Here is an 18,148-nt window from a genome sequence, read left to right as displayed (position 1 = left end):
CGCCCTACACACAAAACTCTAGCAGCCCTCACGGGCAGGGAAGGTCGTTCTTCGGTAACGAATAGACCTTCCCTGCGTCCGGAAGGTTCAAACACCCAGCGTGGCCAGCTGTGCCTCAAGCCTCGCGATGTCGGCCGCGGCCTGCTCGGCCCTGCCCCTGACCTTGGCGACCACGTTGTCGGGTGCCTTGGCCATGAACTGCTCGTTGCCCAGCTTGGCGGCCACCTGGGCGGCCTCCTTGCGCGCGACGGCGAGATCCTTCTCCAGCCGCTTGCGCTCGGCCGCGACGTCGATGGCCCCGGCGGTGTCGAGCTCGACGCTCACCCCGCCCACTTCCAGGCGCGCGGTGGGGTTGAAGGATTCGCCGGGCTCGGTCAGCCGCAGCAGCACTCGCGCGGCCGTCTCCTGCGCCGCAAGCGGCGTGCCGGCCAGCCCCAGCCGGGCCGCGACCTTCTGACCCGGCTTGAGCCCCTGGTCGGAGCGGAACCGGCGGACCTCCGTCACGAGGTCCTGCAGCGCGACGATCTCGGCTTCGGCCTTGGGGTCGGCGTAGCGGGGGTCGGGCACCGGCCACGGGGCCACGACGATCGACTCGCCGCCCGTGACCGCCCGCCACAGCTCCTCGGTGACGAACGGCACCAGCGGGTGCAACATCCGCAGCAGCGCGTCGAAGACGTTGCCGAGCACCAGCCGCGTGTGGTCGAGCCCCTCGCCGAGCTGGATCTTGGCCAGTTCGAGGTACCAGTCGCAGACCTCGTCCCACGCGAAGTGGTAGAGCAGGTCGGCCGCCTTGGCGAACTCGAAGTCCTCCAGTGCGGCGTCCGCCGCCCCGATGACGGTCTGCAGCCGCGACAGGATCCACCGGTCGGCCGCGGTCAGGTCGGCGCCGTCGAGCGAGCCGACGGCAGCGCCGTTCATGAGCGCGAAGCGGGTGGCGTTCCAGATCTTGTTGCAGAAGTTGCGGGAGCCGGCCGCCCACTCCTCGCTCACCGCGACGTCAGCGCCGGGGTTGGCGCCGCGCAGGAGCGTGAAGCGGGTGGCGTCGGCGCCGAAGCGCTCGACCCAGTCGAGCGGGTCGACGACGTTGCCGAACGACTTGGACATCTTCTTGCCGTACTGGTCGCGGACCATGCCGTGCAGTGCCACGACCCGGAACGGCGGCTCGCCGTCCATGGCGTAGAGCCCGAACATCATCATCCGGGCCACCCAGAAGAACAGGATGTCGTAACCGGTGACGAGCACGGACGTCGGGTAGAAGCGCTCCAGCTCCGGCGTGTGGTCGGGCCAGCCCAGCGTGGAGAACGGCCACAGCCCGGAGGAGAACCAGGTGTCGAGGACGTCGGAGTCCTGGGTGTAGCCGGCGGGCGGGTCCTCGTCGGGGCCGACGCAGACGACCTCGCCGTCGGGGCCGTACCAGACCGGGATGCGGTGGCCCCACCAGAGCTGGCGGGAGATGCACCAGTCGTGCATGTCGTCCACCCAGTCGAAGTAGCGCTTGGCCATCTCCGGCGGGTGGATGCGGGTGCGGCCGTCGCGGACGGCGTCGCCGGCGGCCTTGGCCAGCGGCGAGACGTTGACGAACCACTGCAGCGACAACCGCGGCTCGACGACGGTCTTGCAGCGCGAGCAGTGGCCGACCGCGTGCAGGTAGGGGCGCTTCTCGGCGACGATGCGGCCCTCGGCGCGCAGCGCGGCCACGACGGCGGGCCTGGCCTCGAAGCGGTCGAGCCCTTCGAACGGGCCGTGCGCGGTGATGATGCCACGCTCGTCCATGACGGTGATGGACGGCAGCGAGTGCCGCCGCCCGATCTCGAAGTCGTTGGGGTCGTGGGCCGGGGTGACCTTGACCGCGCCGGTGCCGAAGGCCGGGTCGACGTGCTCGTCGGCGACCACCGGGATCATGCGGCCGGTGAGCGGCAGCTCGACCATGGTGCCGACGAGGTGGGTGTAGCGCTCGTCGTTGGGGTGGACGGCCACCGCGGTGTCGCCCAGCATGGTCTCGGCGCGGGTGGTGGCGACCACGAGGTCGTCGGAGTAGCGGATCGAGACGAGCTCGCCCTCGTCCTCGCTGTGCTCGACCTCGATGTCGGACAGCGCGGTGTGGCAGCGCGGGCACCAGTTGATGATGCGCTCGGCGCGGTAGATGAGGCCGTCGTCGAACAGGCGCTTGAAGATGGTCTGCACGGCCCGCGACAGGCCCGGGTCCATGGTGAAGCGCTCGCGCGACCAGTCGACGCCGTCGCCCAGCTTGCGCATCTGGCCGAGGATCCGGCCGCCGGACTCCTCCTTCCACTGCCAGACCCGCTCGACGAACGCCTCGCGCCCGAGGTCGTGCCGGGACAGGCCCTCCTTGGCCAGCTCGCGCTCCACGACGTTCTGGGTGGCGATGCCGGCGTGGTCCATGCCGGGCACCCACAGCGTCTCGCGGCCCTGCATACGGGCCCGGCGGGTGAGCGCGTCCTGGATGGAGTGGTCGAGCGCGTGCCCGATGTGCAGGACGCCGGTCACGTTGGGCGGGGGCAGGACGATGCTGTACGGCTCGCGCGAGCTGCCCGGGTCGGCGCCGAAGTAGCCTCGGGATACCCAGCGCTCGTAGCTGCGGGTCTCGACGTCGGCCGGTGTGTATTGAGTAGGCAGCTCTGGCGTTGTCACAGTGACCAATTCTAGGGAGGGCAGGAAGCGGAAAACGCCTCGCTTGCTCGAATGCGGGATGGAAATGGGGCCGAAGTGCCGAAAGCGCCCGCGTGGCGTGCTGCCACGGGGCGCTCGGGCGTGAACGGTGCGGGCCGGGTCAGGCAGACTTCTCGCGCGGCGTGCGCTGCTGCTTGACGGCGAGCTGGTCGCGCGGGACGAGCGTCGGGATCGCGTGCTCCAGCACCGACTCGCGGGTGATGACGACGCGGGCGACGTCCTGGCGGGAGGGCACTTCGTACATGACGGACTGGAGCACCTCCTCCAGGATGGCGCGCAGGCCGCGGGCGCCGGTGCCGCGCAGAATCGCCTGGTCGGCGATGGCCTCCAGGGCGCCGTCGGTGAACTCCAGCTCCACACCGTCGAGCTCCAGGAGCTTGCGGTATTGCTTCACCAGCGCGTTGCGCGGCTCGGTGAGGATCTGGATGAGCGCCTCGCGGTCGAGATTGTGGACCGAGGTGATGACCGGCAGGCGGCCGACGAACTCGGGGATCATGCCGAACTTCAGCAGGTCCTCCGGCATGACGTCGGCGAAGATATCGGCGGTGTCGATCTCTTCCTTGGACCGGATGATCGCGTTGAAGCCGATGCCCTTCTTGCCGATGCGCGACTCGATGATCTTTTCGAGGCCCGCGAACGCACCGCCGCAGATGAACAGCACGTTGGTGGTGTCGATCTGGATGAACTCCTGGTGCGGGTGCTTGCGGCCGCCCTGCGGAGGCACCGATGCCGTGGTGCCCTCCAGTATCTTGAGCAGCGCCTGCTGCACGCCCTCGCCGGAGACGTCGCGCGTGATCGACGGGTTTTCGCTCTTGCGGGCGATCTTGTCGACCTCGTCGATGTAGATGATGCCGGTCTCGGCCTTCTTGACGTCGTAGTCGGCGGCCTGGATCAGCTTGAGGAGGATGTTCTCGACGTCCTCGCCGACGTAGCCGGCCTCGGTGAGGGCCGTGGCGTCGGCGATGGCGAAGGGCACGTTGAGCATCTTCGCCAGGGTCTGCGCCAGCAGCGTCTTGCCCGAGCCGGTGGGCCCGAGCAACAAGATGTTGCTCTTGGCCAGCTCCAGGCCGTCGTCTCTGCCCCGGTCGCCCGACTGCACCCGCTTGTAGTGGTTGTAGACCGCCACCGAGAGCGCCTTCTTCGCCTTGTCCTGACCGATGACGTAGGCGTCGAGGAACTCGTAGATCTCCCTCGGCTTGGGCAGGTTGTCCCACTTGAGCTCGGAGGACTCCGAGAGCTCCTCCTCGATGATCTCGTTGCAGAGATCGATGCACTCATCGCAGATGTAGACGCCTGGACCGGCAATGAGCTTCTTGACTTGCTTCTGGCTCTTTCCGCAGAAAGAGCACTTCAGCAGGTCTCCCCCGTCGCCGATGCGTGCCACCCCAGATACTCCTTTGCGTGGGACCGCCCTGCTCTCGCGAGAGCAGTGTCTCCGGACATCCTCCGGACTTGGCCGAACCGCTCAGGTTTCGACGTTACCGTCTTCTGGGCCCTCAGTGAGCCCCCTAGCGGCGAGTCGCACCGGAACGTGCCCTATTGGGCAGCGCTCCGGTGCGTCACGTCCCGTCTAGGAAGCCACGGCCTGAGCTCGCTTCTTCCTGGACGGGATGATGTCGTCGATCAGACCATACGCCTTTGCCTCGTCCGCGTTGAGAATTTTGTCGCGTTCGATGTCCTTACGGACTTCGGCGGAGGCCTTACCGGTGTGCCTGGCCACGATGTCCTCCAGCAGCGTGCGCATGCGGAGGATCTCGCGGGCCTGGATCTCGATGTCGCTGCCCTGGCCGCCGCCCTCGGTGGACGGCTGGTGGATCAGCACCCGGGCGTTGGGCAGCGCGAAGCGCTTGCCCGGGGTGCCGCCGGCCAGCAGCACGGCCGCCGCGGAGGCGGCCTGGCCGAGGCAGACGGTCTGGATCTCCGGCCGGACGAACTGCATCGTGTCGTAGATCGCCGTCATGGCGGTGAACGAACCGCCCGGCGAGTTGATGTAGATGCTGATGTCACGGTCGGGGTCGAGCGACTCCAGCGTGAGCAGCTGGGCCATCACGTCGTTGGCCGACGCGTCGTCGATCTGCACTCCGAGGAAGATGATGCGGTCCTCGAAGAGCTTGTTGTAAGGGTTCATCTCCTTCACGCCGTACGACGTGCGCTCGACGAAGGAGGGGAGAACGTAACGGCTTTCGATGTTCATGTCAGCTCCCCCTAGGAGACGGGCCCGGCCGAGGGCACCTGTCGCGCGCTGCGGACCACGTGGTCGATGAAGCCGTAGTCCTTGGCCTCCTCGGCGGTGAACCAGCGGTCGCGGTCGGAGTCGGACTCGATCTGGTCGAGCGACTGCCCCGTGTGGAAGGCGATGCGCTCGGCCAGCGTCTTCTTCACGTAGAGCATCTGCTCGGCCTGGATGGCGATGTCGGCGGCGGTGCCGCCGATGCCGCCCGACGGCTGGTGCATCATGACCCGCGCGTGCGGCAGGGCGTAGCGCTTGCCCCTGGCGCCCGCGGTGAGCAGGAACTGGCCCATGGAGGCCGCCATGCCCATGACCACGGTGGAGACGTCGTTCGGCACGTATTCCATCATGTCGTAGATGGCCATGCCGGCACTCACCGAGCCACCCGGCGAGTTGATGTAAAGCGTGATGTCGCGGCTGGGGTCGTCGGCCGCGAGCAGCAGCAGCTCAGCGCAGATGCGGTTGGCGATCTCGTCGTTGACCTCCTGCCCGAGCACGATGATCCGCTCCCGGAGCAGGCGCTGGTAAAGCTGGTCCTCAAGCCGGAAGGCGGAGCCGTTCTCACGGCCTCGAGACTCAGGCTGATAGAAGGTCGGCGGGCTGGTCACAGCGTCACCTTCCGATGCGTCGTAATCGATTGGCTTTGCTTGTGACCTTAACGCGCGCCGCCCACAGGTCATGCCCGCTCTGCCGGACTGTTCGCTGACGGCGCATGTCCCGGCGCCCGCGCGGGGAGAAACGGGCTCCTGCGAGAGCGCGGGGCGGGATGTCCCTGAAGCGCCCTGAGAGGGCGGGACGCGTGGCCAAGGGCCGTGACGGCGCTTCGCCAAGGGCCGGGACGCCCCGCGCCCTGTGGCGGGCGTCTCAGCCCCTCCGAAGCGGTTGCGGCCGGGCCGGGAAGCCGCGCCTCGCGGAAAACGGCGGAGCCCCCGGACGGAAGGTCCGGGGGCTCCTGCGAAGTGCCGGTGAGGGCGCGGGGTGAGGGTTACGCCTCGCCCTTGTCCTTGCCCTCGGTGGTGCCGTCCTCGGCGGCGGCCTCCTCCTCGACGGGGGCCTCGCCGTTGATCTCGGTGTAGATGGCCTTGAGGTCCACCTCGTTGCCATCGGTGTCGACGACCTTGGCGGCGTCACCGATCACGGACTTGGCCTTGTCGCGGACGATCTCGACCATGGCCAGCGTGAGCTGGTCGTTGTCGGCCAGGTGCTTGGCCAGCTCGTTGGGCTGGACGCCCATCTCCATGGCGCGGCGCACGACGAAGTTGGTCAGCTCCTGCTCGGAGACGCCCAGCTCCTCGGACTTGGCGATCTTGTCGAGCACGAAGCCGACCTTGAGCGCGCGGGCGGAGTTCTTCTCGAACTCCTCGAAGCGCTCCTCCTCCGTCGTCTGGTAGAGGCGGAAGAAGGCGTCGCGGCTCAGCCCGCTCTCGGCCACCTGGTGGTCGAGGTTGTGCTTGCGGGCGTCGATCTCGGCCTTGAGCGCGCTGTCGGGCAGCGGGAGGTCGAGCTGGTCGAGCAGCGCGTCGAGGGCCTTCTCGCGGGACTGGACGACCTGGTCGATCAGCTTGTTGCGGCGGGCCTGCTCGCGGATGCTGGCCTTGAGCTCGTCGAGCGTGTCGAACTCGCTGGCGAGCTGGGCGAACTCGTCGTCGAGCTCGGGCAGCACCTTCTCCTTGACCGACTTGACGTTGATGATGACGTCGGCCTGCTCGCCGGCGTTCTCGCCGCCGACCAGCTCGGTCGTGAAGCTCTTCTCGTCGCCGGCGGACATGCCCTCCAGGGCGTCGTCGAGGCCCTGGAGCACGGAGCCCGCGCCGACCTCGTAGGACACCTCGCTGGCGGCCTGCTCCTCGATGTTCTTGCCGTCGATCTCGGCGCGCAGGTCCATCACGACGTAGTCGCCCGCGGTGGCGGCGCGCTCGACGCCGGTCAGCGTCGCGAAGCGCTGGCGCAGCGAGTCGAGCTGGCGGTCGACGTCCTCGTCGGTGACCTCGGCGGAGTCGACGGTGACCTCGATGCCCTGGTAGTCGGGCACGTCGAAGTTGGGCCGGACGTCGACCTCGGCGGTGAACTCGATCTGCTCACCGTCGTCGATCTTCGTGACCTCGATGTCAGGCTGGCTGACCGGGAACACGTCGGCCTCGTCGACGGCCTGGCCGTACAGCTTGGGCACGGCGTCGTTGAGGGTCTCCTCCAGGACGACCGCCCGGCCGAAGCGCTGCTCGATGATGCGGGCCGGAACCTTGCCAGGCCGGAACCCGGGGACGCGCACCTGCTGCGCGACCTTCTTGTACGCCGCATCCATGCTCGGGCGCAGCTCGTCGAACGGCACCTCGACAGTGAGCTTGACCCGGGTCGGGCTGAGCTCCTCGACAGCGGTCTTCACGGAATGGTCTCCTTGATCAAGCTACGAGTGATCGCGGGCGCGTCCATTCGGTCGGCTCACGCGCCGCGCCCACATGTGCGGTGTTGGGCATGCTCCGCCTCGGCGGCATCCAACGCCGGGTGTCCAGTCTAGGGCAGATGCATACCCAACAACGACGTCCCGGCGGTCACAACGACGTCCGCATGCCGTCAGAACTCGTCCGCGATCTTCCTCAGCAGCTCGATCGTCTCGTCCGGCGTGGTGCTGACGGCGCAGAGCCGCTCCATGACCTCGGTGTACCGGTCCACGTCCTCGCGCTTGTCCAGGTAGAGGGCGCTGGCGAGTTGCTCGACGTACACGACGTCCGGCAGGTCGGGGTCGGGGAAGCGCAGGACGCTGAACGCCCCGCCCTCCGCGCTGTGCCCGCCGAAGCTGAAGGGCATGATCTGGATCGTGATGCTCGGCTGGCGCATGAGGTCGATGAGGTGCTCGAGCTGAGCCTTCATCACCTCGGCGCCGCCGATCGGGCGGCGTAGCGCCGCCTCGTCGATCACCGCCCAGAAGACGGGCCCGTCCGGCCTTTCGAAGATCCTCTGGCGCTCCAGACGGAGATCGACCCTCCTGGCGATCTCCTCCGCTCCGATGCCCGCCGTCCCGGCGGTCACCACAGCCCTGGCGTACTCCTTGGTCTGCAGCAGTCCTGGCACGAACTGGACCTCGTAGGTCCTGATCCTGGTGGCGGCCTCTTCAAGGCCGACGTACGCCTGGAACCACGTGGGCAGGACATCGTTGAACCGGTGCCACCAGCCCGGCTCGTTGGCGGTGGCGACCAGGTCGAGCACGGCGGAGCGGGCCTGCTGGTCGACGACCCCGTACAGGGTCAGCAGGTCCGCCACGTCACGCTCTTTGAACCCCACCCGGCCCAGCTCCATGCGGCTGATCTTGGATTCGGAGCCACGGATGAGGTGGCCCGCCTCCTCGCGGGTGACGTTCTTCGCTTCCCTGAGCTTGCGCAGTTGGGAGCCCAGGAGGATGCGCAGCGCCGTCGGCCCGGAACCCGGCTGGTTCTGCGTCACTTTGCCTCCTATCAAGGTCCGCACCACACAGTGACACCACATTGGCTGCTATGACAAGGTCCCAACCGGGTGTCCGATTCGCCGTGTCGACCGGGGAAAACGCCGCTTGCGGCTGCACATTGCAGCTGCACGTGCATTTGGGTCTTGCAGCCGCAGCCGTCGTGACCCATGATGGCTTAGTGCATATTGGGCCAAACATGCACTAACCAAGGCTTTACGGGGAGGTATTGGCGGGATGGTAGAGGACCCTCTGGCCACTGCCGACTGCCTCCAGATCACCCGCGAGGTCGGCTTCGATCAGTTGCTCACTGGTCGCGGCGGCAAGCCGTACACCACCTCGTGCCCGTTGCCCTTCCAGGCCGACTCGGTGAAGACCGCCAGGGACGTCACCCGCTCCACCCTCCGGGGCTGGGGCCTGCACGACCTGAGCGACGACGCCGCGCTCGTGGTCTCCGAGCTGGTGACGAACGCGGTCAGGTACGCGATGCGATCCTCGGGGCGGCGCGAGATCGAGCTGCTGCTCATGCGGGTCAGCCCCCACGTGCTGCTGGCCGTGGCCGACCCCAGCGACGAGGTGCCGCGGCGCAAGGAGCCCGACTTCATCTCCGAGAACGGCCGCGGCCTCTACATCGTCGAGACCTACAGCCAGAGCTGGGGCTGGGACCGGCTGGCCCGCGGCGGCAAGGCCGTGTGGGCGCTCTTCCGCACCGAGCCCTGACCGCCTTCTTCTGATCACTCGCCCGTGGTCACTCGCCCGTGGCGCCGTCGATGCGTTCGCGCAGGAGATCGGCGTGGCCGTTGTGCCGGGCGTACTCCTCGATCATGTGGACGAGGATCCAGCGGTGCGAGCAGTCGTCGCCGCTGCGCTTCCCCACGGCGTCCAGCGGCCTCGCGGCCGAGATGGCGCGGGCGCGCTCGATCTCGTCCCGCCAGGTGTCGAACGCCTCCTCCACCGACGCGGCGTCCACTTCCTTGAAGTCGGCGTCGATGTCGCGGTCCTTGTCCCACAGCTTGGGGACGTCCTCGCCGGCGAGCACCCGGCGGAACCATGCGCGCTCGACGTTCGCCATGTGACGGACCAGGCCGAGCAGGGACAGCCCGGAGGGTTCGGCGCTGCGCAGGCGCAACTGCTCGTCGGTCAGGCCGGCGCACTTGACCGCGAGGGTGGCGCGGTGCCATTCGAGCCAGTTGCCGAGCACGGTGCGCTCGTCGCCGGTCAGCGGCGGCGGAGTGCGGGGGTCTTCCATGAGCCCCGACCCTATCGAGCGTCCCGGGACCGCCTGCCGTCGGGACGAGCGCGTCGATCCACCGATCGGTTGAGCCGGCGACCCCACCGTCCGGCGGCCAGGTCCCGTCCACTGGCCGGTGTCGGCAGAAGCACGGGCCGTAGCAGGCTGAACGCGTCAATCGCCGACGGGCCGAGCCCGGAAGGACGCGCGCATGCCACCAGTGATCGAGGTACGCAACCTCCACAAACGTTATGACGACAAGATCGCGGTCGACGACGTCTCGCTCACCGTCCGGGAGGGTGAGATCTTCGGCATCCTCGGCCCGAACGGCGCCGGCAAGACGACGACCGTGGAGTGCGTCGAGGGCCTCCGCGTGCCGGATCGCGGTGAGATCAAGGTGCTGGGGCTCGACCCCCTCCGGGACCGCGCCGAGCTGACCCGGCGACTCGGCGTCCAGTTGCAGGCCGGCCACCTGCCCGAGCGGCTGCAGGTCGCCGAGGCACTGAAGCTCTACAGCTCCTTCTATCCCCGGCCCGCCGACTGGCGCGCCCTGCTGGACGGCCTCGGCCTGGCGGACAAGGCGAAGACCAGGTACGCGATCACCGAGCTGGCCAGGCTCGGCGTCACCGCGCGCGTACTGGTTCTGACCACCTACGACACCGACACCCACGTACTGCCGGCCATCGAGGCGGGCGCGACCGGCTACCTGCTCAAGGACGCTCCCCGGGAGGACCTGCTGCGCGGTGCCCGGGCCGCCGCCAAGGGCGAGAGCGTCCTTTCCCCTTCGGTGGCGGCACGGCTGATGAACCGGGTCAGGACACCCGCGCCGCAACTGCTCAGCCAGCGGGAGCTGGAGGTCCTGGGTCTCGTGGCGGCCGGGAACACCAACCGTGAGGCGGCCGCCCGGTTGTTCATCACCGAGGCCACGGTCAAGAGCCACCTGCTGAACATCTACACCAAACTAGGCGTCGGAGACCGGGCCGCCGCCGTCACCGAGGCGTTCAACCGGGGCCTGCTCGTCCCACGGGCCTCTGAGCAGTCCTGACCCTTGGCTCGTCGTGCGCGTCCTCAGTTCATGGAGATGTGGACGTGGTCGTAGTGGTTCTCGGTGACGCTGCCGCGGTCGGACATCGCGCGCCAGCCGGAGCCCGAGTTGATGCGCTGCTTCCAGATCACGTACTTGACGCCCAGTTTGCTCTGGTTCTGCAGGGCCCAGGCGGCGATGCGGTCGCCGAGGGCGTTGTCGGCCGCGCTGGGCATGGTGCCGCCTGAGCTCATCATGAAGTCGCAGGCGCGGCCGAGCGGGTGCTCGCCGCTGGAGCCGGAGCGGAAGCAGCCCACCGAGAACGGCAGCGCGAAGTTCTTCGTCACCTGCTCGCGCATGAGCCGGGTGCGCGCGGTGATGTTGTCCGAGCCGGACGGCAGCTCGGGGGCCCAGCTGCCGTCGGAGTTGCGGCCGGTGCCGTACGGGACCAGGTCGGCCAGCTTGTCCTTGATGTCGTCGATGACGTCCTCGGCCTCGTCGCGCTGCTCGGCGACCGAGGCGGCGTCCGCGCGGATCTTGACCGCCAGCGCCTCGGCCTCGGTGGCGGCCTTCTTCTTCTCGTCGCGGGCCGTGGCCACGCCCTGCACCAGCGCCTGCTGCTCGGCGGTGAGCTGCTCGAGCACGGCCGCGCTGGCGCCGTCCAGCATGAAGCCCGGCACCGGGGGGTTGCCGTTCTGGTAGCGGAGGCGGGCGAGCTCGGCGACGCGCTGCTCGGAGGCGGCGAGCGTACGCTCGGCCGTGGCCAGGCGTTCCTTGGCGGTCTCGGCGGCCTCCTGTGCCTTGGCCAGCTCGACGCGCTTGAGGTTGTACTGCTCGATGAGCTTGTCGACCTTGGTGTTGAGCCGCTTGAGCTGGGCGCGGAGCTGTGACTCCGACGGCTTCGGCGCGGCGGCCTGCGCGGGGGCCTGCGCAGGGGCCGCCTGCACAGGGGAAGGCGTCGACAGGAGGACGGCGGCGGCGGTGACGAGACCGATGGCGAAGGGCACGGGGGACGAAGCCGCCACGTACTGGGTTCCTCTCCCTCTGCCGGCCGGGTTAGCTGACGGGTTCGGGCGTGAGAGTGCGTCCCTACCACCGAAGTGGATTCACCCCAGGTGCGGTGGGTCCCCGGCTCCCGGGCGACGCGCCCGGGATTAGGCGTGCGACGGCTGGTAGCGCCGTTGCTTATGGGGATATTAGTGGTAGATCACAAGTAATGCGACCTTAAGTAGAAATCTATTAGTGATCAAGTTGTGATCGCAGCATGCGTGCCGCTTCCTCCGGCAGCACGTCGTTGACGAAGGCGCCCATCGCCGACTCCGACCCGGCCAGGTACTTCAGCTTCTCCGGCGCCCGCCTGACGCTGAACAGCTCAAGCCGCAGGTGGGCGAGGTCCCGCCCCTCGCGCACGGGCGCCTGGTGCCAGGCCGCGATGTACGGCATCACGACCCCGAACAGCCCGTCGAAGGCCCGCAGCACCGACGTGTAGAGCGGCGCGAACGCGGCCCGCTCCGCCTCCGTCAGCGCCGGCAGGTCCGGAACCTGCCGATGCGGATAGACGTGCACCTCGAACGGCCAGCGCGCGGCGGCCGGCACGAACGCCGTCCAGTGCTCGTTGGAGGTCACGACCCGCGTGCCCGCCGCGCGCTCGGCGGCGAGGACGTCGGCGAACAGGTTGCCGGGGCCCTTGTGCCGGGAGGCCGCGCCGAGGTTGAGCTTGGTGCGCGGGGTGACGTACGGGTAGGCGTAGATCTGGCCGTGCGGGTGCGCGAGCGTGATGCCGATCTCCGAGCCCCGGTTCTCGAAGCAGAACACCTGCTCCACGCCCTCGACGGCGGACAGCTCGGCGGTGCGGTCGGCCCACGCCTCCATGACCAGCTCGACCTGGTCGTCGGAGAGGCGGGAGAAGCTGGCGTCGTGGTCGGAGGTGAAGCAGACGACCTCGCAGCGGCCGGCGCCGGGACGGACCTCGCTCAGGCCGCCCACATCCTCATACGTACCGAAATTTCCGGAGAAGGACGGGAAACGGTTCTCGAACACCACGACGTCGTAGTCGTACGCGGGGATCTCCGTGTCACGGCCGGGCGCCGACGGGCACAGCGGGCACTCGGCCGCCGTGCCCTTGGGCTGGAACGTACGCGTCTGGCGGTGCCCCGCCATCGCGATCCACTCCTCGGTCAGCGGGTCGTAGCGCAGCTCGGAGGCCACCGGCCGGGGGCCGAGCTCACGCCGGTCGGTCGCGCTCCGGTCGGCGTCGTCCCTCCGGTCGAAGTAGATGAGCTCCCGGCCGTCGGCCAGATGGGTGATGGTGCGCTTCACAGCGTGCCCTCTTCCGCGATGATGAGTTCGCCGGCCCGATCGGCCAGCTCCGTGCGTGCTTCCTCCGGCAGCCCCGCGTCGCTGATGACCACGTCGGCCTCGCTCAGCTCGGCGATGGTGCTGATGCCGACCGTGTTCCACTTGGTGTGGTCGGCGGGCACCACCAGGCGGCCGGCGGCGCTCACCAGCTCCCTGTCGGTCTCGGACTCCAGCAGGTTGGGCGTGGTGAAGCCGGCCCGGACGCTCATGCCGTGGACGCCGAGGAACAGCGTGTCCACGTGCAGGCGGCGGATCGCGGCCACGGCGACAGGGCCCACCAGCGCGTCCGAGGGCGTACGGACGCCGCCGGTCAGCACCACCGTGCGGTCGGCGCGCGGGTTGCGGTGGAAGACGTCGGCGACGGGGATCGAGTTGGTGATCACGGTCAGCTCGGGAACGGCGATCAGGTGATGGGCGAGGGCCCACGTGGTGGTGCCCGCCGACAGCGCGACGGCGGTGCCCGGCCGGACGAGCTGCGCGGCGCGGCGCGCGATGGCCTGCTTCTCCGGCTGCTGGCGGGCGGACTTGGCGGTGAAGCCCGGCTCCTCGGTCGAACCGGGGCCGAGTGCGGTCGCGCCGCCGTGCACCTTCTCCAGCAGGCCGCGCTCGGCCAGCACCTCGAGGTCGCGGCGGATGGTCATGTCGGAGACGCCGAGCTCGCGCACGAGGTCGGCCACGCGTACGCCGCCGTTGCTGCGTACGCGTTCGAGGATCGCCTGCTGACGCTGCTGTGCGAGCACCCTTGCCCCTTCCAACAGATTCCACCAAATTATGACATGACAATGGTGGGAAATGTTAGTTCGCGAGGCGCACTTGCCTGGTCGGCGCGGTGGGAGGACGTTGGGAATCCATGTCGGACCCCGATCGCGGGAGGCGAGTTTCATGGCCAGGCGGGCACGCAAAGGCAAGGCGCGCAAGAAGAAGAAGGCGAACCACGGCAAGCGCCCCACCGCACGATAGGAACCACCGGGTGGCCGCCTGCCGCGCGGCCACCCGCTCACCTCATGATCAGCTCGGCAGCTCCGTGAGCGCCTGGTCGATGCGCTCCTGCGGCAGCGTGTAGTCCTCCAGCTCGCCGCCCAGGTGCCGGTCGTAGGCCGCGAGGTCGAAGTGCCCGTGACCGCACAGCGCGGTCAGGATGACCTTCTCCTCGCCGCTCTCCTTGCAGCGCAACGCCTCCGCGATCGTCTCGGCCAGCGCGTGCGTGGGCTCGGGGGCCGGCACGATGCCCTCGGTACGGGCGAAGCGGACGCCGGCCTCGAAGCACTCGCTCTGGGCGCGGGTGACGGCTTCGAACAGGCCCAGGTCGTACATGTGTGACAGCAGCGGCGACATGCCGTGATAGCGCAGGCCGCCCGCGTGGATCGGATCCGGCACGAACGAGTGCCCCAGCGTGTGCATCTTGAGCAGCGGCGTCAGGCCGGCGGTGTCGCCGAAGTCGTAGGCGTACACGCCGCGGGTGAACGACGGGCAGGCGGCCGGCTCCACCGCGCGGAACACCGTGTCCAGGCGGCCCGCCAGCTTCTCGCGCAGGAACGGGAACATCAGCCCGGCGAAGTTGGAGCCGCCGCCCGTACAGCCGATGACCAGGTCGGGCAGCTCAGGGAGCTGTTCCAGTGCCTCCTCGCCGATGAGCGTCTGGTGCATGAGCACGTGGTTGAGCACCGAGCCGAGCGCGTAACGGGCGTCGGGGGTCGCGGCCGCCACCTCGACGGCCTCGCTGATCGCGATGCCGAGGCTGCCGGGCGAGCCGGGGTCGCCCGCCAGGACCTTGCTGCCCGCGCCGGTCACCGGGGACGGGCTGGCGTGCACCGTCGCCCCGTACAGCTGCATGAGCGAGCGGCGGTAGGGCTTCTGGTCGTAGGAGGCGCGAACCATCCAGATCTGGCATTCCAGATCGAACTGGGCGCAGGCGAAGGCCAGCGACGATCCCCACTGCCCCGCACCGGTCTCGGTCGTGAGCAGCCGGACGCCTTCCTTGGCGTTGTAGTACGCCTGCGGCACGGCGGTGTTCGGCTTGTGGGAGCCGGCCGGTGAGACGCCCTCGTACTTGTAGTAGATCCTGGCCGGCGTGCCGAGGGCCCGTTCCAGGCGGCGGGCCCGGATCAGCGGCGTCGGCCGCCAGAGCCGGTAGACCTCCATGACCTCCTGCGGGATCGGGACGAACCGCTCGGTGCCGACCTCCTGCGCGATCAGCTCCATCGGGAACAGCGGGGCCAGATCGTCAGGCCCGACGGGCTCGCGGGTGGCCGGGTGCAGCGGTGGCGGCGGAGGAGCGGGCAGGTCGGGAACGATGTTGTACCAGTTGCTCGGGATCACTGTTTCAGTCTGCGCCCGTTACGCACGGCAATCCAGTAACTCTCAGCTACCGATCAACACTGCCAGCCGGGTGGGGTGGTCGGCCCTGACGACGACGTCGGCCCACCGCTGGGGGCGGGCCTCGCGCTCGTAGCGCTCGTACGCGGGCAGCCGCCACCGCTCCTCCTCCGGCGTGCCGCGGCTCAGCGCGCCCGGCGACAGCCACACGTGCACGCTCACGTCGAACGGCAGCCCGTGCCCCAGCAGCAACGTCCCGTCGACCAGCGCCACCCCGCCAGGCGGCAGTTCCTCGTACGGCGAACGATAGGCGCGGTCCACGCTGCTGTCCCACAGCGCCGGCAGCACCCGCCCCGACCCGCCCGCGTCCAGCGGCTCCAGCACCTCCCGCCGCAACGCCTTGACGTCCAGCCAGTCCTCGTAGAAGGCGTCGGGATCGGTCCTGCCGTGCTCCAGCCGCAGCGACGCCGGACGCAGGAAGTCACCGGCGGACACCCGCAGCACCGGCCTCCCCCGCAACCGCAGCGGCGCGACCAGCTCGTCGGCCAGCGCCTCCGGCCGCGCGGCGGGGGCGCCGTCCACGGCCACCCGCACCCACTCCTCCCGCGGCCGGCCGGCGATCAGCTCGGCCAGCTCCTCGACCAGGACGTCACGGGAGATCGGTCGCGCGCGCATCATCCTTCACAGCTTACGATCGCCCGCCCGGGAGCCGTGGATCCTGGATCAGGCCGTCCAGGCGGTGATCCGCACGAGCAGCATCCCGCCGAACCAGCAGGCGAACATCAGGATGATCCCCATACGGAGCTGCCTGTGGTCCTGGGTGGTCCTGCCGCGCCGCCGCGCCCTCATGATCAGCGTGATGGCCACGGACACGAGGGCAAGCGTCTGCACGATCTCGACCCAGGTCATGAGGCGACGCTACTCCCGCCGCGCAGGCGTGTCGATCACGAAAAGGCGAGGCCAGGCAGCCGCATGCGACTGACCTGGCCTTTCGCCTGTTGGAGCGGACGACGGGAATCGAACCCGCGTAGCTAGTTTGGAAGACTAGGGCTCTACCATTGAGCTACGTCCGCGCGAACCGGTCGAACTCTGGTCTAGACTTCATCCGGTCGTCAGAGCGTAAGCGTACCGGAGTCCCGGGGCGCATGCGCACTCGGCGAAGCGGGGCGTGGCGCAGCTTGGCAGCGCGCTTGCTTTGGGAGCAAGAAGTCGCAGGTTCAAATCCTGTCGCCCCGACCAGCCCGAAGGCCCCTTCCGATTTCGGAAGGGGCCTTCTGCTGTGGATGGCGTTCCTGTAACGAGATCATCAGGAGATCGGCAGACTATGGGCGCATGGAGATACTTCCGGGCGCAGGTGTGACCCTGGTCAAGGTCGGGGACCAGCGAGCCGAGGTTGAAGTCCCAGTCCGGTGGCCCGGTGCATGACCGAGCAAGGCGCCGCCGGGAGGGGTCAGCCGGTCAGGGTGAGCGGGTTGACCAGGTCGGCGTAGACCAGGAGCCCGGCCATCACCATCATGACGAGCGCGATCGCGTACGTCAGCGGCAGCACCTTGGCGATGTCCACGTACTTCGGCTCCGGCCGTCGCATGATCTTCGCGTACGCCCGCTTGATGCCCTCCCAGATCCCGCCGGCGATGTGGCCGCCGTCCAGGGGCAGCAGCGGGATGAGGTTGAACATGCCGATCGCCAGGTTGAAGCCGGCCAGCAGGTTGACGAAGATGGCGATCTTCTTCTCGTTGGTCAGGTCGCTGGCCAGGATCTCGCCGCCCATGCGGCCCGCGCCCACGACGCCGACCGGGCCCTCGGGGTCGCGCTTCTCGCCGGAGAAGGCCGCGTGCCAGACGCCGACCATCTTGTCCGGCAGGTTGAGCAGGGAGCCCGCCACGCGGCCGGTCAGCTCGCCCATGTAGCCGACGACCGCGCCTATGCTCTGGCGCTGCATGACCTCGGTGGGCAGGACGCCGAGGAAGCCGACGTTCTTGTCGATCTTGCTGGGGTCCTGGAGGTTGGGGCGGTCCTGGGCGATGAGCGTGACGTCGAGCGTCAGCGGCTTGCCGTCGCGTACGACGCCGAGCTCCACCGGGCCGGGGCCGTGGGAGCGGATGAGCCGGGTGGCGTCCTCCCACGTGTTGATCTTCTGGCCGTCGAAGGTGACCATCCGGTCGCCGGGCTTGAGCCCGGCCTGCGCGGCCGGGGTGGGCTGGTCGCCGGCCTGGCAGGTCTTGCGCTGCTCGGTGACCGGGATCACGCAGGTGGAGGTCTCGGGCGAGACGACCGGGGCCCAGGCGGGCAGGCCGATGCCGACCAGCAGGATGCTGAAGAAGACGAACGCGAGCACGAAGTTCATCAGCGGCCCGCCGGACATGATGATGATCTTCTGCCACCACTTCTTGCGGTAAAAGACGCGGTTCTCGTCGCCGGGCCGCACCTCCTCCTGGGCGGCGTCCCTGGCCGACTCGATGAGGCCCTGCCAGGGGCCGGTGGCGGTGTTGCGCAGTTTGTTCGGGTCGTCACCGGGGCGCGGCGGCAGCATGCCGATCATGCGGATGTAGCCGCCGAACGGGATCCACTTGATGCCGTATTCGGTCTCGCCCCTGCGCCTGGACCAGGCGGTGGAGCCGAAGCCGACCATGTATTGGGTGACCTTGACCCCGAAGAGCTTGGCCGGGATGAGGTGGCCGATCTCGTGCAGCGCGATGGAGAACATCAACCCGAGCAGGAAGAGGATGATTCCCACCAGATAGAGCCAGTTCATCTATGCGCGCTCCAGGGCAAGGCGGACGGTCCAGACAGCTTCAGGGTAGTCGACTTCCCCGGTCCTCAAGGGCTTGCGACATTTTGGGCAGGCATTGACAGTACGCA

General features: G+C 68.8%; 17 protein-coding genes, 2 tRNA genes and 1 riboswitch. Of the genes, 4 read left to right on the top strand and 15 right to left on the bottom strand.

All coding sequences use genetic code 11. The features are described 5' to 3' along the window. Positions 1 to 87: 87 nt before the first annotated feature. From SMD20_RS42295 to SMD20_RS42270, 6 genes are all read right to left on the bottom strand, one after another. Positions 88 to 2,661 (bottom strand): valine--tRNA ligase, encoded by a 2,574-nt coding sequence (locus tag SMD20_RS42295; protein ID WP_442942571.1) that lies wholly within the window; start codon positions 2,659 to 2,661, stop codon positions 88 to 90. 130 nt (positions 2,662 to 2,791) lie between these two features. Continuing rightward, positions 2,792 to 4,075 (bottom strand): ATP-dependent Clp protease ATP-binding subunit ClpX, encoded by a 1,284-nt coding sequence (gene clpX, locus SMD20_RS42290; RefSeq protein ID WP_020542172.1) that lies wholly within the window; start codon positions 4,073 to 4,075, stop codon positions 2,792 to 2,794. A gap of 186 nt (positions 4,076 to 4,261) precedes the next feature. Further along, positions 4,262 to 4,885: an ATP-dependent Clp protease proteolytic subunit gene (locus tag SMD20_RS42285; protein ID WP_329592018.1), complete on the bottom strand. Its 624-nt coding sequence runs from the start codon at positions 4,883 to 4,885 to the stop codon at positions 4,262 to 4,264. Between the two features lie 11 nt (positions 4,886 to 4,896). Next, positions 4,897 to 5,529, bottom strand: a complete 633-nt coding sequence (locus tag SMD20_RS42280; RefSeq protein WP_091093958.1) for a ClpP family protease — start codon at positions 5,527 to 5,529, stop codon at positions 4,897 to 4,899. Positions 5,530 to 5,906: 377 nt separating this feature from the next. Next, positions 5,907 to 7,304, bottom strand: a complete 1,398-nt coding sequence (gene tig / locus SMD20_RS42275) for a trigger factor (RefSeq protein WP_329592015.1) — start codon at positions 7,302 to 7,304, stop codon at positions 5,907 to 5,909. 188 nt (positions 7,305 to 7,492) lie between these two features. Further along, positions 7,493 to 8,359 carry a helix-turn-helix domain-containing protein gene (locus SMD20_RS42270; protein WP_329592013.1) on the bottom strand — a complete coding sequence of 289 codons (867 nt, stop codon included), beginning with the start codon at positions 8,357 to 8,359 and terminating at the stop codon, positions 7,493 to 7,495. A gap of 235 nt (positions 8,360 to 8,594) precedes the next feature. On the opposite strand from SMD20_RS42270, the gene SMD20_RS42265 reads away from it, so the two are divergent. Then, positions 8,595 to 9,077: an ATP-binding protein gene (locus SMD20_RS42265; protein WP_091093953.1), complete on the top strand. Its 483-nt coding sequence runs from the start codon at positions 8,595 to 8,597 to the stop codon at positions 9,075 to 9,077. Between the two features lie 28 nt (positions 9,078 to 9,105). Here SMD20_RS42265 and SMD20_RS42260 read toward each other — a convergent pair whose 3' ends face one another. Next, complete coding sequence (locus SMD20_RS42260; protein WP_329592009.1) at positions 9,106 to 9,606, bottom strand: DinB family protein; 501 nt, start codon at positions 9,604 to 9,606, stop codon at positions 9,106 to 9,108. A 193-nt stretch (positions 9,607 to 9,799) separates the two neighbouring features. Here SMD20_RS42260 and SMD20_RS42255 point away from each other — a divergent pair, with 193 nt between their 5' ends. Further along, positions 9,800 to 10,633: a LuxR C-terminal-related transcriptional regulator gene (locus SMD20_RS42255; RefSeq protein WP_329592007.1), complete on the top strand. Its 834-nt coding sequence runs from the start codon at positions 9,800 to 9,802 to the stop codon at positions 10,631 to 10,633. A 23-nt stretch (positions 10,634 to 10,656) separates the two neighbouring features. Here the strand turns inward: SMD20_RS42255 and SMD20_RS42250 are convergent, their stop codons facing one another. From SMD20_RS42250 to SMD20_RS42240, 3 genes are all read right to left on the bottom strand, one after another. Then, positions 10,657 to 11,637 carry a coiled-coil domain-containing protein gene (locus SMD20_RS42250; RefSeq protein WP_329592005.1) on the bottom strand — a complete coding sequence of 327 codons (981 nt, stop codon included), beginning with the start codon at positions 11,635 to 11,637 and terminating at the stop codon, positions 10,657 to 10,659. 6 nt (positions 11,638 to 11,643) lie between these two features. Further along, positions 11,644 to 11,783, bottom strand: a riboswitch (cyclic di-AMP (ydaO/yuaA leader). A gap of 68 nt (positions 11,784 to 11,851) precedes the next feature. Further along, positions 11,852 to 12,931, bottom strand: coding sequence for a galactose-1-phosphate uridylyltransferase (gene galT, locus SMD20_RS42245; RefSeq protein ID WP_329592003.1), 1,080 nt, complete (start codon positions 12,929 to 12,931; stop codon positions 11,852 to 11,854). Continuing rightward, the gene (locus tag SMD20_RS42240) at positions 12,928 to 13,710 is read right to left on the bottom strand and encodes a DeoR/GlpR family DNA-binding transcription regulator (protein WP_329592001.1); all 783 of its coding nucleotides are present in this window, start codon (positions 13,708 to 13,710) and stop codon (positions 12,928 to 12,930) included. The genes galT and SMD20_RS42240 overlap by 4 nt, the downstream gene beginning before the upstream one ends. A gap of 142 nt (positions 13,711 to 13,852) precedes the next feature. Between SMD20_RS42240 and SMD20_RS48530 the strand changes: the two genes are divergently transcribed. Continuing rightward, complete coding sequence (locus SMD20_RS48530; protein WP_371252575.1) at positions 13,853 to 13,930, top strand: 50S ribosomal protein bL37; 78 nt, start codon at positions 13,853 to 13,855, stop codon at positions 13,928 to 13,930. A gap of 48 nt (positions 13,931 to 13,978) precedes the next feature. On the opposite strand, the gene SMD20_RS42235 is transcribed toward SMD20_RS48530, so the two are convergent. The 4 genes from SMD20_RS42235 to SMD20_RS42220 form a co-directional block, all read right to left on the bottom strand. Beyond that, positions 13,979 to 15,289 (bottom strand): TrpB-like pyridoxal phosphate-dependent enzyme, encoded by a 1,311-nt coding sequence (locus tag SMD20_RS42235; protein WP_329592000.1) that lies wholly within the window; start codon positions 15,287 to 15,289, stop codon positions 13,979 to 13,981. Between the two features lie 42 nt (positions 15,290 to 15,331). Next, positions 15,332 to 15,964: a uridine kinase gene (locus SMD20_RS42230; RefSeq protein ID WP_329591998.1), complete on the bottom strand. Its 633-nt coding sequence runs from the start codon at positions 15,962 to 15,964 to the stop codon at positions 15,332 to 15,334. A 45-nt stretch (positions 15,965 to 16,009) separates the two neighbouring features. Beyond that, positions 16,010 to 16,195 (bottom strand): hypothetical protein, encoded by a 186-nt coding sequence (locus SMD20_RS42225; protein WP_329591996.1) that lies wholly within the window; start codon positions 16,193 to 16,195, stop codon positions 16,010 to 16,012. 90 nt (positions 16,196 to 16,285) lie between these two features. Beyond that, positions 16,286 to 16,359: transfer RNA gene (locus SMD20_RS42220), tRNA-Gly, on the bottom strand. Positions 16,360 to 16,448: 89 nt separating this feature from the next. On the opposite strand from SMD20_RS42220, the gene SMD20_RS42215 reads away from it, so the two are divergent. Then, positions 16,449 to 16,525, top strand: a tRNA-Pro gene (locus SMD20_RS42215). A 211-nt stretch (positions 16,526 to 16,736) separates the two neighbouring features. Here the strand turns inward: SMD20_RS42215 and SMD20_RS42210 are convergent. Next, on the bottom strand, positions 16,737 to 18,041 hold the full coding sequence (locus SMD20_RS42210) for a M50 family metallopeptidase (protein WP_329591994.1): 1,305 nt from the start codon (positions 18,039 to 18,041) through the stop codon (positions 16,737 to 16,739). Positions 18,042 to 18,148 lie beyond the last annotated feature (107 nt).

This window comes from Nonomuraea sp. LP-02, from assembly GCF_036289125.1.
Classification (GTDB): domain Bacteria; phylum Actinomycetota; class Actinomycetes; order Streptosporangiales; family Streptosporangiaceae; genus Nonomuraea; species Nonomuraea bangladeshensis.
Note: the sequence above shows the minus strand (reverse complement) of the source record. Positions and strands in the feature narration are given on the sequence as shown.